General features: G+C 58.4%; 17 protein-coding genes. 6 read left to right on the plus strand and 11 right to left on the minus strand.

All coding sequences use genetic code 11. The features are described from left to right. Positions 1-192: 192 nt before the first annotated feature. The 4 genes from CSQ93_RS29305 to CSQ93_RS28690 all read right to left on the minus strand — a co-directional run bounded on the left by CSQ93_RS29305 (position 193) and on the right by CSQ93_RS28690 (position 1,711). Entirely contained in the window at positions 193-372 is a 180-nt protein-coding gene (locus tag CSQ93_RS29305; protein ID WP_099376766.1) for a hypothetical protein, read from the minus strand. A 24-nt stretch (positions 373-396) separates the two neighbouring features. Continuing rightward, the gene (locus tag CSQ93_RS03450; protein WP_099376767.1) at positions 397-612 is read right to left on the minus strand and encodes a hypothetical protein; all 216 of its coding nucleotides are present in this window, start codon (positions 610-612) and stop codon (positions 397-399) included. 18 nt (positions 613-630) lie between these two features. Then, positions 631-1,326 (minus strand): CPBP family intramembrane glutamic endopeptidase, encoded by a 696-nt coding sequence (locus CSQ93_RS03455; protein WP_233516025.1) that lies wholly within the window; start codon positions 1,324-1,326, stop codon positions 631-633. 199 nt (positions 1,327-1,525) lie between these two features. Then, the gene (locus tag CSQ93_RS28690; protein ID WP_158301091.1) at positions 1,526-1,711 is read right to left on the minus strand and encodes a hypothetical protein; all 186 of its coding nucleotides are present in this window, start codon (positions 1,709-1,711) and stop codon (positions 1,526-1,528) included. Positions 1,712-2,859: 1,148 nt separating this feature from the next. Here CSQ93_RS28690 and CSQ93_RS03465 point away from each other — a divergent pair. After that, positions 2,860-3,324 (plus strand): hypothetical protein, encoded by a 465-nt coding sequence (locus tag CSQ93_RS03465; protein WP_099376770.1) that lies wholly within the window; start codon positions 2,860-2,862, stop codon positions 3,322-3,324. 17 nt (positions 3,325-3,341) lie between these two features. Here the strand turns inward: CSQ93_RS03465 and CSQ93_RS03470 are convergent, their stop codons facing one another. Beyond that, positions 3,342-4,403 (minus strand): NAD(P)/FAD-dependent oxidoreductase, encoded by a 1,062-nt coding sequence (locus CSQ93_RS03470; RefSeq protein WP_099376771.1) that lies wholly within the window; start codon positions 4,401-4,403, stop codon positions 3,342-3,344. An 18-nt stretch (positions 4,404-4,421) separates the two neighbouring features. After that, positions 4,422-4,967 carry a GNAT family N-acetyltransferase gene (locus tag CSQ93_RS03475; protein WP_099376772.1) on the minus strand — a complete coding sequence of 182 codons (546 nt, stop codon included), beginning with the start codon at positions 4,965-4,967 and terminating at the stop codon, positions 4,422-4,424. Positions 4,968-5,067: 100 nt separating this feature from the next. On the opposite strand from CSQ93_RS03475, the gene CSQ93_RS03480 reads away from it, so the two are divergent. From CSQ93_RS03480 to CSQ93_RS03495, 4 genes are all read left to right on the plus strand, one after another. Continuing rightward, on the plus strand, positions 5,068-6,240 hold the full coding sequence (locus tag CSQ93_RS03480; RefSeq protein WP_199534240.1) for a citrate synthase family protein: 1,173 nt from the start codon (positions 5,068-5,070) through the stop codon (positions 6,238-6,240). Between the two features lie 45 nt (positions 6,241-6,285). Next, positions 6,286-6,777, plus strand: coding sequence for a MarR family winged helix-turn-helix transcriptional regulator (locus CSQ93_RS03485; RefSeq protein ID WP_099376774.1), 492 nt, complete (start codon positions 6,286-6,288; stop codon positions 6,775-6,777). Positions 6,778-6,810: 33 nt separating this feature from the next. Beyond that, positions 6,811-7,263, plus strand: a complete 453-nt coding sequence (locus CSQ93_RS03490) for a PaaI family thioesterase (protein ID WP_034748275.1) — start codon at positions 6,811-6,813, stop codon at positions 7,261-7,263. A gap of 162 nt (positions 7,264-7,425) precedes the next feature. Beyond that, positions 7,426-7,758, plus strand: coding sequence for a hypothetical protein (locus tag CSQ93_RS03495; protein WP_158301092.1), 333 nt, complete (start codon positions 7,426-7,428; stop codon positions 7,756-7,758). A 55-nt stretch (positions 7,759-7,813) separates the two neighbouring features. On the opposite strand, the gene CSQ93_RS03500 is transcribed toward CSQ93_RS03495, so the two are convergent. Next, on the minus strand, positions 7,814-8,803 hold the full coding sequence (locus CSQ93_RS03500; protein WP_099376776.1) for a tyrosine-type recombinase/integrase: 990 nt from the start codon (positions 8,801-8,803) through the stop codon (positions 7,814-7,816). 257 nt (positions 8,804-9,060) lie between these two features. Between CSQ93_RS03500 and CSQ93_RS03505 the strand changes: the two genes are divergently transcribed. Continuing rightward, positions 9,061-10,077 carry a DNA-binding protein gene (locus CSQ93_RS03505; RefSeq protein ID WP_233516026.1) on the plus strand — a complete coding sequence of 339 codons (1,017 nt, stop codon included), beginning with the start codon at positions 9,061-9,063 and terminating at the stop codon, positions 10,075-10,077. Between the two features lie 332 nt (positions 10,078-10,409). Here CSQ93_RS03505 and CSQ93_RS03510 read toward each other — a convergent pair whose 3' ends face one another. The 4 genes from CSQ93_RS03510 to CSQ93_RS03525 are packed head-to-tail and all read right to left on the minus strand — an operon-like array spanning position 10,410 to position 12,369. Beyond that, on the minus strand, positions 10,410-10,925 hold the full coding sequence (locus CSQ93_RS03510; protein WP_099376778.1) for a DUF3592 domain-containing protein: 516 nt from the start codon (positions 10,923-10,925) through the stop codon (positions 10,410-10,412). After that, positions 10,922-11,365, minus strand: a complete 444-nt coding sequence (locus CSQ93_RS03515) for a GNAT family N-acetyltransferase (RefSeq protein WP_158301093.1) — start codon at positions 11,363-11,365, stop codon at positions 10,922-10,924. The genes CSQ93_RS03510 and CSQ93_RS03515 overlap by 4 nt, the downstream gene beginning before the upstream one ends. A gap of 21 nt (positions 11,366-11,386) precedes the next feature. Continuing rightward, positions 11,387-11,938, minus strand: a complete 552-nt coding sequence (locus CSQ93_RS03520) for a hypothetical protein (RefSeq protein ID WP_158301094.1) — start codon at positions 11,936-11,938, stop codon at positions 11,387-11,389. Then, positions 11,935-12,369 carry a DUF1801 domain-containing protein gene (locus CSQ93_RS03525; RefSeq protein WP_099377125.1) on the minus strand — a complete coding sequence of 145 codons (435 nt, stop codon included), beginning with the start codon at positions 12,367-12,369 and terminating at the stop codon, positions 11,935-11,937. The genes CSQ93_RS03520 and CSQ93_RS03525 overlap by 4 nt, the downstream gene beginning before the upstream one ends.

A 12,369-nucleotide genomic window follows, 5' to 3' on the forward strand; every position in this document is an offset into this window, starting at 1 on the left:
GCGACGAAACTATCTGAAAATAGAAAATTACAAAATCCCCCAACACACCCTGGATAATAAAATACTGATTCAGGCGATGAAAATATGGCAGGAGAAGAAGCCGAATTTATTCTTTAAACGCATCTATAACTAGGAAGTTCTTGATATATAAAATAATAGAGCGTTCGAATTGAACCCCGAACGCTCTAAAAACTACTTTTTGTTACGAGAGTAAAGAGTGAATGCAGCCATCATCGCGATGAAGAAGAACACAGACGAAATTACTACCGACGATGCCTTCCCATCGGCGCCGTTCACCAATGGGTAGATCAATGGAAACACAAAAGAAAAAATCAAAGTTGCCACCAAAGCCATTAATAAGTTCTTTGCCATAGAGGCTCCTTTTTTTTAAGCGATTTAATTACAATAAGAGCCGTTATCGGAGAATTTCAGACCGCCGGCGACAGCTCCACCAACCAAGCCGCCCAAGAAACCCGCAGCCATACCGGGGGCACCGGAAAATGCGCCACCTATGGTGCCCGCGATGGCACCACCGATAGCTCCTGAGGCCATGCCATCCCAGTCCCAAGAGACCATTTTTCTACCGCCATTGACTTCATCAATTTCCATCATGGTAAGTTCTTGCCATATTCACTCAGATGAAACAGTCGGTTTTCTGAAAATTCGGTCAGAAAATCCCATTGATTTCATGAAAATAGCATCCTTGAAAATAAGAAAAATAAAATAGAAAATTAAAGCCGCGCTGATAAAAAATAAACCGAAGACTGATTGCCTATATTGAAACTCAAATATAGGGCCAAACTTCGGCATAAATTCCGATCTATTACCCATTAAAAGCAGATGATTTAGATTCCAGGTAAAGTGAAATCCGATTGGCCACCATAAATTTTTTGTTCGAATCGCAACAAGTCCCATCCATAAGGAAAAGATAAACGTAGACAGAATAAACGGATTGATTTGAAATGATGACTGCAGATGTAGCCCGGAAAAAAACAATGCCTGCACAATAACTGCAAAGTAGCAAGGAACGAATTTTTTCGACAAAATCAGGAGAGCTGACATTAAAATTCCACGGAAAATTATCTCCTCAAATAATGCCGCTGTTAATGAATAGAGAATGACCGAGAATGCCGAATATACATTCATGTCAAATCCGATGAATTTAAAGCCACCGATTAACGCACAGAATATGAAAATGACGATTTTAAGTAAAAAGGCTGTCAAAGTTCCAGAAAAAAATGATTTAGCTGTTTGCCTGGCAAACAAAATTATCGACAGCCTCGATTTTTCACGGTAAAGTCGATAAAAGAAATAGAGCAGCGCCATGGTTGCACTAAACGCGAAATAATAAAAATTAATTTTACTTGGCATTATCTCTCCGGTAATCGTTTAGCAATGCTCCGCCATTCTGCATCTTTTATTTGAAAAACATATTTTTAAAAAATAAGAGGAGACATTAGCCCCCTCCTATTTCTTGAAAATCGACTGATTTTTTTGGCGAAATTACCAAGAAAATACTATTGAATCAATGTTCATTCCAATCACTAAAGAGAAACTCCAGGCCTTTATTAAGAGCACTTCCATACCAACTATTATCCCAATCATACTGATCTTTTTCTTCCTGACTCATCTTGTTTGCTCTGATGACGACTTGCTGAATAGGTCGGCCACCAGAGATCAATCCTATTTCTTCCATTGTCAAAATTTGCATCAAATCTCCTCAATAAATTAGCTGAATAATACGGTCAGCTCCCCCGCCATCTCGCGTGGCGCCCGCTCATGCCGCGCGAAACATTCTACCTAACGCATTTTTGGTAAAAATTTTTTGTAACGCATATCATATGTTGTTAGTCACTCCTAAGAATTTTTCATCATAAATAATGCGTGGAATATAAAAATTTTTAATGCTATAAACATGCAATGACAAAAACTCACGATCTAATCAATAACCATTCGAAACTTCTTAAAGACGGAAAATTAATCATCAACCATTACATTCCAGGAGAAGCGCTTGCTAATTCAATTTTCGGAAATTCACCACATTGAAAATCAAAGAATTACATACGAGTGTTGGTCGAAAATTCGAGTAAATCAGCGGCTCCCTAGTTGCATTGCTCGATCTTTTCAACTGCTCCCTTTCTTGACTTGTAAATATACAAAAAAACAAAAGTCAAGAAGATGGAAGATATGATGATTCCGTTAAAAATAAAAGGATGGCGCATTGAGAAATCAAGCAACCAATAAGAAATCAATACGCCTTTACTCAATAAAAAATATAGCAAGGCAATCGATGCCACGAAAAAAATTACTGAAATTACTTCACATTTATCAATATTTCTCATATATCATCAAGAGTGTTTGATGTTTATAAATATTCACGCTAGCGCTTGTCCATCGGTACTCGGGTTCTTTCAAAGTAACCAATATCGCTCAAAGCGCCCGTCGCCCACATGCCGGCAGAAACAACGCCGTGCTTCACCGTTCTCCCAAAAAATAAGTCATCAACTACGCAAGTGTCTTGCTATATTTTTATCGTAAAACCAATCATTTCCACCGTATATAAGATTGGTCCTAAAAATTTTCTCAGGGGTCTTGCGGCAACGCCTGGATGCATCCAAAATCTGCGCGCCAGGCGGTTCCACTCGCGGTACTCAAGAAATCGGACATGTCCATCCACTCGCCGAGCCGCCACCTCACCGCCGCGAAGAGCGATAGCACGTTAAACTGATGCCCCCTGTCCTCCCGTGCGCGACGGGCGCGGAACGCCAGGCGGTGCTGGCGACGTGCTGGAGGCGGGAATCGAAGCCATGCGTGGAGACTTACTGAGTTATTTACTGAATTACTTACTGGAACAATGACATGATGAATTGCAAGACAGTCAATGCCTGGCTGGAGATGGCGCGAAACGATGAGGTGCTCGTTGATGCCGACGACATCAATCACGAAGCGAACACCAATATGTGGAGCTTTTCGCCCACGGACGAGGAAACGCCGCAGATCCATGCGACGGATATCGTCGAATTCATCAGAGAGTTGATCGCGGCGCGCAGCAGCGCGCTCGCTGGCGAAGACATGCTGTTCTATTGCTGGCACGATGCGCAATGCCGGCAGTTGCGCTTTAGCCTGGTGTCGCGCTCGCACGGCCGCTTGCCGTTTCGCTGCGAGTTGCGCGAAACGCAGGATCTGGCGCTGATCGCCGACCACGTGGTGAACGGGGACTGGCGCAATGAAAACTATATGCAGGCCCCGTCGGAGGAAGGCGATGAGCAGGAGCAGGAGCAAGTGCCGTTCGTCCTGCCCGTGTTCGTGGTGCCGGTGCCGTAGAAATCAGCGATAAATAATCAAGCCAGGAAACGCGCGGGCCGACAAGCCTCCAGGGCTGATGCTGGCTCGCCAGTAACGATTTCCTCGCTGGCAAGTTGGCCCACGATGGCGGCCAGCACGACGCCCGGATGCATGGCGCACACATATACGCCTCCCACCTGCGGCAAATAGCCGATGACGGGCACGCCATCAAAGGGCATGGGCCGCAGGCCAACAGCGGCGAATTCCGGCGCGATGGCGTCGGCGCCCGCAAGTTCGTTGCGAATCGCTCTGGCCGTGCGCAGCGCCATGGCGGCGGGCTGGTTGTCCGGCGCGTCGTCCACATAGTCTTCCGCTGCCAGCACGGTGCCATCCTCACCCTGCCGCACCTCCATTGCATGACTGGAAATAATGCCGCGCACCAGACCAGGCGGTGCCTGGTAGCGCAGGAAGATGGCGGGCGAGGCGAGAATCGGCAGGCTGGCGCCCAGTTTTTCCGCCAGCGCGGCGGTACCTGTGCCTGCCGCCAGCACGACCACATCCGCTTCAATGATGCCAGCAGTCGTTTCCACGCCCGTCACCTGCGCGTCCTGGACCACAAAGCCCAGCACGGGCATATGCGTGAGGACCGTCGCGCCCAGCGCCCGGGCCGCTGCCAGCAAGGCATGCGTCGCGGCAACGGCGTCGAGCGCGCCCTGCTCCGGCTCGTGGACGGCCTGTCCCGGCGGCTGCCGCAGCTGCGGTTCAAGCTGGGCGATGCGCGAGCGGTCAATCAATAGGGACTCGGGCGACACGCGCCCATCCTGCGTGCCATACGACAAGGCGCCATGCCAGCGCACCGTCAAGCCGGGCACCTGCGTTTCCAGCCGGTGCCAGGCGGCGATGGCGCCGCCGCGCAGGGCCGCAATGGGGTCAATCCCGGCGCAGGACGTGTTAATCCAGGCAAACGAGGTGCCCGTCACACCGGAAGCGATGCCGTCCGCCTCCACCACGGTAACTTGTGTCCCCTTGCTGGCATGGTGGTATGCGAGCGACGCGCCGACGATGCCGGCGCCGACGACGACGATGTGTTTTGGGCGTTTTGGGACTTCACGATTCATATTTTACAACTTTGTTTTTTATAACAGGATAGAGTCTACCCCAGCCGCCCGCAAATCCAGCGCATACGCATGGCCATCGACAACGTTGCCTGCCACGATGGCAATATCGGGCACGGCAATTCCCTGCACAAAACCGCAGCGTTCCAGCACGCGGATCGATGCCGCATTGCCGTCGATGGCGTAGGCGCACAGGCTGGCCAGCCGCCACTCGTCTTGCGCCAGGGCGATCAGGTGGTGCAGCGCGGCCGTGGCCAGGCCCTTGCCCGCTTGCTGCTCGCCGATGCGGTAGCCGACTTCGGCCACGCCTTGCTGCCGGTCAATGTCCTTGAGGTTGGCGCGTCCGATCAGCTTGCCGTGTTCGTCGACGATGACGCAGGGGTGCATGCGGCCCTGTGCGTGCTCGTCCAGGAATTGCGCGACGTGGGCCTTGATGCCGTCGATGCTGTAAAAAGCGTCCGGACGCCGGTCGATATGGCGTTCGAACCAGGCCCGGTTGGCTTGCTCGAAAGCCAGCAGGGACCCGGCGTCGTCCGGGCGCAGGGTGCGAATGGTGTGTGTGCTCATGGATACTCCTGGAAAGGCATGAGTCTAGTGAGGCGCGGCCCGGCCCGTCAATCTTGATTCCATCAATCAATATAAAGTGACAAACGCTACAATGGCCGCCATGAACAACGATTTATCCGCCTCTGAGGCGGCGCGCCTCCTGGGCGTCAGCCTGCCCACCCTGTATTCCTATGTCAGCCGGGGCTTGCTGGCTTCCGTCAGCAATGGAGCATCGCGCGGCAAGCGCTATCCGCAGGAAGACGTGCTGCGCCTGGCGGCCCGTAGAAATGACGCGAAGCGCGGTGGCCAGACGGCCGTGGCTGCGATGCACTGGGGCTTGCCCGTGCTGGAAACGCGGATTTCCCACATTCTCGACGGCCGACTGCTGTACCGGGGCTGCGATGCGACAGCGCTGGCCCGGCACGCGACCCTGGAAGCGGCCGCCGGGCTGCTGTGGGACGATAACGCAAGCGACTATTTCCAGCAAGACGCGCCTGCCCTGCCGCCAGGACTGGCCTGCGCATCCGATGCGAAGCCGCTGGCACGCGCCATGCTGGCCATGGCCATGCTGACACCAGCGGCCATTCCGCACTCACTGCAGTCCGGCCCCGCCTTGATGCGCCTGCTGGCCGCCGCCCTGCTGCAGACGGCGCCATCCGCCCTGCCGCTGCACCTGCAACTGGCGCTGGCGTGGCAGGCTGACGCGGAACAGGCGGAATTGCTGCGTGCCGCCCTCGTGCTGCTGGCCGACCATGAATTGAATGCGTCCACTTTTGCCGTGCGCTGCGTCGCTTCGACGGGCGCCAGCCTGCCCATGGCGCTCAGTGCAGGATTGGCAGCATTGTCCGGTGACAAGCATGGCGGCGGCAGCGCGGCGGCCCGGTGCATGTTGACGCAGGCGCTGGCCGCGCCAGACGCCAGGGATAACATCAATGCCTTTTACAAGAACATTGCGCCGGAATTCGCCGGCTTTGGCCATCCGCTGTATCCAGACGGCGACCCGCGCGCCGCGTATCTGCTGGAGCATCTGTCGGCGCTGTCGCATGGGTACCCGCAGTTGCGCGCCATCCTGGCGGCGTGCGCGGTGGCGGGCGAACTGCTCGATGCGCGTCCGAACGCCGACCTGGCGCTGGCGGCCATGGAGCTGGCGTTCGGCTGGCCCGAGGGCGCTGGCATGGGCGTGTTTGCCCTGGCCCGCTCCGCCGGCTGGATAGCGCATGCCGCCGAGCAAGCCGCCAGCGCGGCGCTGATACGGCCACGCGCCCGCTATATCGGACGCCACCAGCGCGACTAGCAATTGACACTTGATTTATTACGCATACGTAGTAGTATACTTCGCATGCGTACCAATACTCCCTCTACCCCAGACGTTCCCGATGCCGCCGCTTGCCCGCTGGGCGAGCGTTCGCCGCGCCTGTTCAATCTGCTCAACCTGGCGCGCCAGAACCTGTTCCGCTCGGCCGATGCCGTCTTTACCAGCGAACTGGGTTTTTCCGGCACACAAGTGGTCGCCCTGTTCGCCCTGAAGGGCGAGGAAGGCTGCCAACTCAAGGATCTGGGACGGGCGCTGCAACTGAAAAACTCGGCCGTCACGGGCCTCGTGGCGCGCATGGAAGAAAACGGCCTGATCGTGCGCGGCCAGTCGGCGCTCGATGCGCGCGCCGGCACCCTGCACATGTCGCCCAGGGGCGGCGAGGTGCTGGCCGCCGCCCTGCCCCTGCTCGACAGCCTGAATGAACAACTGAAGCAAGGTTTCAGCGAGGAAGAACTGGCCGTCGTCGCCCGCTTCCTGCTGCACGCCTCGCGCCTGCGTTTTGCGCAGGACGTCTGACCCACCCCCACACCACCACCACAGGAGTTACCCATGCACCCGAACGACATGACCGGCTTGCAACTGATGCAAGCTTTCGCGCAAGGCCTGTTCCCCCGGCCCGGCATTTCCAAGACCATGCCCATGGATGCGCACACGGTCGAACATGGCCGTGTCATCTTCACGGCGACGGCGAATGAAACGCACACCAATCCCATGGGCGGCGTGCACGGCGGTTTCGCGGCCACCGTGCTCGACACGGTCACGGGCTGCGCCACGCACACAGTCTTGCCGGCCGGCGAAAGCTACGGCACGACGGACCTGAACATCAAGATGTGCCGTCCCCTGCCCTTCAACGTGACGGTCTACGCCGAAGGCAAAGTCATCAATGCGGGACGCAACCTGGTCATTTCCGAAGGCACGATCCGCGACGAAGCCGGTAAAGTGTACGCCCACGCGACGGCCACCTGCATGATCATCCGCCCCCGGGAGCAGGCGGCCGCATGAGCCACACTGGCACCATTGCAGAAGTCTGACGCGTGCTGCAGGCTTGAAAGCATCACGCAACGTGGATAGTGTGTATCAGCACGCTATTCTCGCTGTTTATCATGGCAGTCTTGACCTGGTTTCTCTACAAGCAGCAACACCCCTGATCGGTTTGGAGGTCAAGTGAAACGTATTGGCTTATCACTAAGGTTTCTTATTGCTGGACTGCTAACAAGCTGGGCTGCAATGGTCGCCGGCAGTCACCTGCCGTTCTGGTTTCATGTCAAGCTGTTGCGCCACGACTCCAGCGCTTGCTACGAAATAGGGCCGTGTTCGGTATCCTGGTGGGTCACTGCCGCGCTTGTCGCCTATCTTCTTGGCCCATCGTTCATTTTTATGGTGACGGGATGGCTTAGCGCAAGGCCCGGCGTTACCACATCTAAAAAACTGAGCAGACTCTTGCTGCTGGCAGTCTTTACGGTTGTACTGTATTTGCTCGGGTATGTCATCAGTTGAATGTGGGATAACAGTCGGTCAACCGGCGGTCCGCTGCACGGTGTCGTCGGGCGCTTCAGCCCGCCGCCTTCTTCTTCGCCTTCAACAAACTCCCGGCCGCATTTTCCTCGAAACGCCCTGCCTCCTCTATATAGCCATGCACGGTGCCGTCGTGGCGCCAACCGCCCTGGCGCTTGATGGCCTGGAAATCGGCGCCGGCCCGGTGGGCGCTGGTAGCCATGCCGCGACGCAGGCTGTGGCTCGATAGTTCCGGCACGTAATCGAGCTCCGCCAGCCTGGCGCAGCCTTCCAGTATCGTGTTGATGCTGCTCGCGTGCAGCGCTTTCATACTCACATGGCCCCACTGATTGACGGTGCGCAAGAGCGGTCCCGTGCGGATGTGCGCCGCGGCCAGCCAGGCGCGCAAGGCCGTGGCCGGACAGCAGACGCCGTCGCCGTCGCCGAACGGGATCGCCTTGACGATGCCCTCCCCCAATTGATCCGTTTTCGAGCGGGGCAAGGTGATCACCATCCCCTGCGGCTCCCAACTCACGTCTTCCACCCTCAATCCCACCAGTTCGCTGCGGCGAAAACCGCCAAAAAAGCCCAGCTGCAGCAAGGCGCTGTCACGCAAGGCCTTGACGTTGCCCAGCGCGGCCAGTCTGGACACGATCGTTTCCAGGTCTTCCAGCGGCAGCGCCTTGGCCTTCTTTTTTGGCTTGCCGTGCAGGCGGGCAATGCCGGCCAGGGTCTTGCGCACGGTGGGCGTGGATGCGGGATCGGCGAAGCCCTGGTACACATGCCATTGCGACAGCGCCGTCAGGCGCAGGGCCAGGGTGCGCGCGTTCAGGCTGTCCGCATACGCCATCAGGTAACGGATGACGGTGGACTCGTCGGCGGGCAGCGCTCCGCCCCAGGCCTGGAAGTGGCGGATGGCGGAACGGTAGGTGCGGCGCGTGTTATCGGACGTGGCGGCGGCTAAAAAGGCCTGATGGCGCGCGGCCAGCTCGGCACCGATCAGGGCGCCATGTAATGGCACGGCGGCGATGGCGGTGCTTTTGGGCATGGCGGCACGGCGTTTCGAGAGGGGCAAATCGGGCATGGCGGTGGCGAAATCGCGGTTTTGTACTGGGAGAGTCACAGAATAGCATGCAAACCACCCCCATAACACGCGATAAGCGATCTTATCGCAACTTATATTTTAAAAAAATTTCGAAAATTTATATCGTAATATTATTTCATATTACGTATCATGTAATACGTTACTAAATTTCGTTCATAGGTGATTTTATGGCCCGCACCGGCATTTTGTACTCTGATGTTATGAAAGCAGCCCAAATCGTCGCTGCCGATGGCCGCAATCCCACGGTCGACAGCGTGCGCGAAGCGCTGGGCAGCACTGGCAGCAAGAGCACCATCGCGCCCCTGCTCAAGCGCTGGAAGGAAGAGTTCCAGGGCGCGGGGGCCGTCAAAACGGAGGCAGGCTTGCCGGCCGAGCTGATGGAAGCGATGCGCGGCGTGTATGACAAGCAGCAGCGCGACGTGGCGCAGCAGCTGGAAACGGGCATGCAGCAAAACCGCGCCGAACTCGATGCGGCGCTGGAAAAGCTGAAGAAGACGGAAACGGAGCGCTTGAAACTGACGGAGGCGCGCGCCGCCCTTACCCAGGAATTGCGCGCCACGCAGCATGCGCTGGCGCAACTGAAGGAAGAGCACCATTTTCGCGCCGTTACTCTGGCCACCTTACACAGCGATAACGCGGGACTGACGCAGCGCCTGGCCGACCGGGGCGAGGAAATCGCGGCGCTGAATCGCCAGCTGGCGCAGGTGCGTTCGCAGTTCGACCATTACCAGGAAGCGGCCGCCACCCAGCGCAGCGAGGAACGGGCGCAGGCGCAGCAACGGATCAGCCGGCTGGAACAGGACAACGCCCAGCTGCAGCAGCGTTTGCAGGGCCAGCAAGCGACGCTGGTGCAGCAAGACATGCGCCTGAACCAGCTGCAGGCGGAACACGCGCGCCTGGCTGACGACGCGGCGGCCGACCGTACAGCGCTGGCCACCGTGCGCCCGGAGCGCGACCAGTTCGAATTTCAATACTTGCAGGCTGCCGCGTCCGCCGACGCCCTGCTGGCCAAGCTCGATACGGCCCTGCTGGCGCTGAACGATGCCAAGGTGGCCCTGGCCGCGCAAGACCGCCAGCTCGACATGCTGGCGGAGCATGGGCAACTATCGCAGCAGAAAATGGACGCATTGGCGCAGGAGCGCGACGGCTTGTTGCGCGACAATGCCGGCATGGCGGCGCGCCTGGCGCTGCACGCCAAGGAGCAACGCGATGTCTGAACCCGTTTACATGGTCTGGGATCGCTATGATGGCCCCCGGACGGGCATCGCCAGTTTCCAGGGTTCGTCCCACTATTTCGCCTGCGTATGCGCAACATTTCACCTTGACGCCGATCGGCGCGCCGCTGCTGGCGCACGCTAGCGCCGGCGCCCCTGCTACACGGCCGTGTTCCAGGAACTGCCGGGGCAGGAAGCGCTGCCTGACGGCGTGCTGCGCGCTTGCGAAGCGCCATGGTTGCCTTGCGCATCCTTCTCAGCCACGGTGGCAACAACGGCATGCTGACAGACATCGCTGCCTATCTGCGAACAGGTCGTTGCCGATGCGCCCGGTATCACGACCGGCCTTGTCGGAGCGGGTCAGCGGCTGGCTCTCGCTTGCGCGCTTCCGATACACCGACCACGAACAGGACGAGCGCCACGGCAACGCCAAAATAATCGAGGAAATCGAGGCCGGCGAGAAACACGGCGGTCTCGTTCGGGTCGCTCGGCCGGTAATGCACGCGGATGCGCGCGCCCGGCGCCATGCTGGCCAGCCGCCACGCGGTGACGGACTGGTCGCGGTGGCAGCCTGTGTTGCCGATGCGCGAGACGCCGATGCGCGAACTGCGGTAGGCCTCGCCCTCCACGCTGTAGCGGTAGCTCAGTTTGACGCACCAGTCCTGCGACTTGCCCGTGCGCTGATACATGCTGCTGCGTACGATTTCGGCGCTCGTCACGGGCCAGGCGGGCGATGTGAGCTTGTCGTACGCGCGCCAGAAGGAAAAATAGCCTGCCGGAATGGCAAGCAGGATCAGGAACCAGCCCATCATTCTCGCCAGGGCCGGGTCTATCGCGCCAGGATCCTTCATCGCACAGGTGCCCCAGCCTGGCAGCGCACGCGTATCCACGCGCCGAGGCGGTCCATGCCGCCGTCGCCTTCGTCCTCGATCCAGCCCGCGCGCGCATAAAAACGCCGCGCGCCCGTGTTGGCCAGCTGCGTCTTGAGGCTCAGGTGCGGGCCGAAACGCGCCACGACGGCCGCCAGCAGTTGCGCGCCGATGCCCATGCCGCTGTGCGCCGGGTGCACGTACAGATGGTGCAGGAAATAATCAGGGGCATCGCCCGTGTACACGGCGGCAAAGCCGGCGACGCTGCCATCGGATTCGGCAACGAGGATCTCTTCGCCCTGCGTGGCCGCCGTGAAAACGGCGCTGTCGGCGACAGGGCCGAAGGCGTCGCGCCCGGCCAGGGCCAGGATGGCGGTGCAGAACGGCGTGTCCGCGCTGGTAAAGGACCGAATCAGGCACATGGCTGGCGCGTTATTCATTCATTACAGGCGGCGGTTCAGCACGCTGTCGATGTCGTGGGTTGTCAGTTCAAGGTTGACCATGCCGTCTTGCAGCCAGTAGCCGTCACCACCCTGTTGCAGCGCCTCCAGGTCGAGCGTGCCCAAGCCTGGCGGGATGGCGCCGGCGAGCAAAGCGGCCGCGTCGTCCCATTCCCCGTAAAACAGTTTCAGATACCAGCCGTCGTCATGGGCAAAGGCGAGGAAGCGGCCGCGCAAGGCAGGCAGCGGCGCGAGCGCGCCACGGTGGTCGAGCATTGCGGCCACGTCCGCTTCATGCACAGCGGGTGCTGCGCCTTGCCAATCGGCCCAGGCATGGCTGCCGCAGGCGTGCAGGTCTTCCTGGGCCAGGGCCGCCAATTGTTGCCGCGCCAAGGTCTGCCATGCGGCAGGCTTTTTGATTGTGCCGGCGCTGCCCCTGCGCAGCACGATGCCGCCGGACTCGCCGAGGGCAGGGAGAAAATCCTTGAATTCGATGCCGGAAGCGACCAGCATGCGCTCGGCGGGGTCGTGCCAGATATACAGATAATGTCTCAAGTCGTCGTCCGTTTTGGTTTCGGCGCCGTGTTTAGCGCCACGGCGGCGCGTATCAACGCCTTGAATGCCGCGGTATCGAGGTGCGCGCCTTCGTGCAGGTCGATGGCCCGGCGCGTGTTGCCGTCCAGGCTGGCATTGAACAGGCCGGCCGGATCGGGCAAGGCGGCGCCCTTGGCGAAAGTGAGTTTCACGGCCAGTTTATAGGTTTCGCCCGTGCAAATCATGCCCGCATGTGACCAGACGGGCACGCCGCGCCATTTGACTTCTTCGACCACGTCCGGGTCCGCCTGGCGTATCAGCGCGCGCACGCTAGCCAGGGTTTTACCGCGCCAGTCCGCCAGCGACGCGATTTTCGCATCGATCAGGCTGGCGGCGGAGGCGCTGCTCGCCGCTTCATCATCGGGTGGCGTGCCCGGTGCTGTTTTTTTCAT

It is taken from the genome of Janthinobacterium sp. BJB426 (assembly GCF_002735705.1).
Taxonomy (GTDB): domain Bacteria; phylum Pseudomonadota; class Gammaproteobacteria; order Burkholderiales; family Burkholderiaceae_D; genus Janthinobacterium.

Excerpts from the sequence above, each read along its gene's own strand:
- CSQ93_RS29305 (WP_099376766.1), bottom strand. The coding sequence starts at position 372 with ATGGCAAAGAACTTATTAATGGCTTTGGTGGCAACTTTGATTTTTTCT.
- CSQ93_RS03450 (WP_099376767.1), bottom strand. The coding sequence starts at position 612 with ATGATGGAAATTGATGAAGTCAATGGCGGTAGAAAAATGGTCTCTTGG.
- CSQ93_RS03455 (WP_233516025.1), bottom strand. The coding sequence starts at position 1,326 with ATGGCGCTGCTCTATTTCTTTTATCGACTTTACCGTGAAAAATCGAGG.
- CSQ93_RS28690 (WP_158301091.1), bottom strand. The coding sequence starts at position 1,711 with ATGCAAATTTTGACAATGGAAGAAATAGGATTGATCTCTGGTGGCCGA.
- CSQ93_RS03465 (WP_099376770.1), top strand. The coding sequence starts at position 2,860 with ATGATGAATTGCAAGACAGTCAATGCCTGGCTGGAGATGGCGCGAAAC.
- CSQ93_RS03470 (WP_099376771.1), bottom strand. The coding sequence starts at position 4,403 with ATGAATCGTGAAGTCCCAAAACGCCCAAAACACATCGTCGTCGTCGGC.
- CSQ93_RS03475 (WP_099376772.1), bottom strand. The coding sequence starts at position 4,967 with ATGAGCACACACACCATTCGCACCCTGCGCCCGGACGACGCCGGGTCC.
- CSQ93_RS03480 (WP_199534240.1), top strand. The coding sequence starts at position 5,068 with ATGAACAACGATTTATCCGCCTCTGAGGCGGCGCGCCTCCTGGGCGTC.
- CSQ93_RS03485 (WP_099376774.1), top strand. The coding sequence starts at position 6,286 with ATGCGTACCAATACTCCCTCTACCCCAGACGTTCCCGATGCCGCCGCT.
- CSQ93_RS03490 (WP_034748275.1), top strand. The coding sequence starts at position 6,811 with ATGCACCCGAACGACATGACCGGCTTGCAACTGATGCAAGCTTTCGCG.
- CSQ93_RS03500 (WP_099376776.1), bottom strand. The coding sequence starts at position 8,803 with ATGCCCAAAAGCACCGCCATCGCCGCCGTGCCATTACATGGCGCCCTG.
- CSQ93_RS03505 (WP_233516026.1), top strand. The coding sequence starts at position 9,061 with ATGAAAGCAGCCCAAATCGTCGCTGCCGATGGCCGCAATCCCACGGTC.
- CSQ93_RS03510 (WP_099376778.1), bottom strand. The coding sequence starts at position 10,925 with ATGAAGGATCCTGGCGCGATAGACCCGGCCCTGGCGAGAATGATGGGC.
- CSQ93_RS03515 (WP_158301093.1), bottom strand. The coding sequence starts at position 11,365 with ATGTGCCTGATTCGGTCCTTTACCAGCGCGGACACGCCGTTCTGCACC.
- CSQ93_RS03525 (WP_099377125.1), bottom strand. The coding sequence starts at position 12,369 with ATGAAAAAAACAGCACCGGGCACGCCACCCGATGATGAAGCGGCGAGC.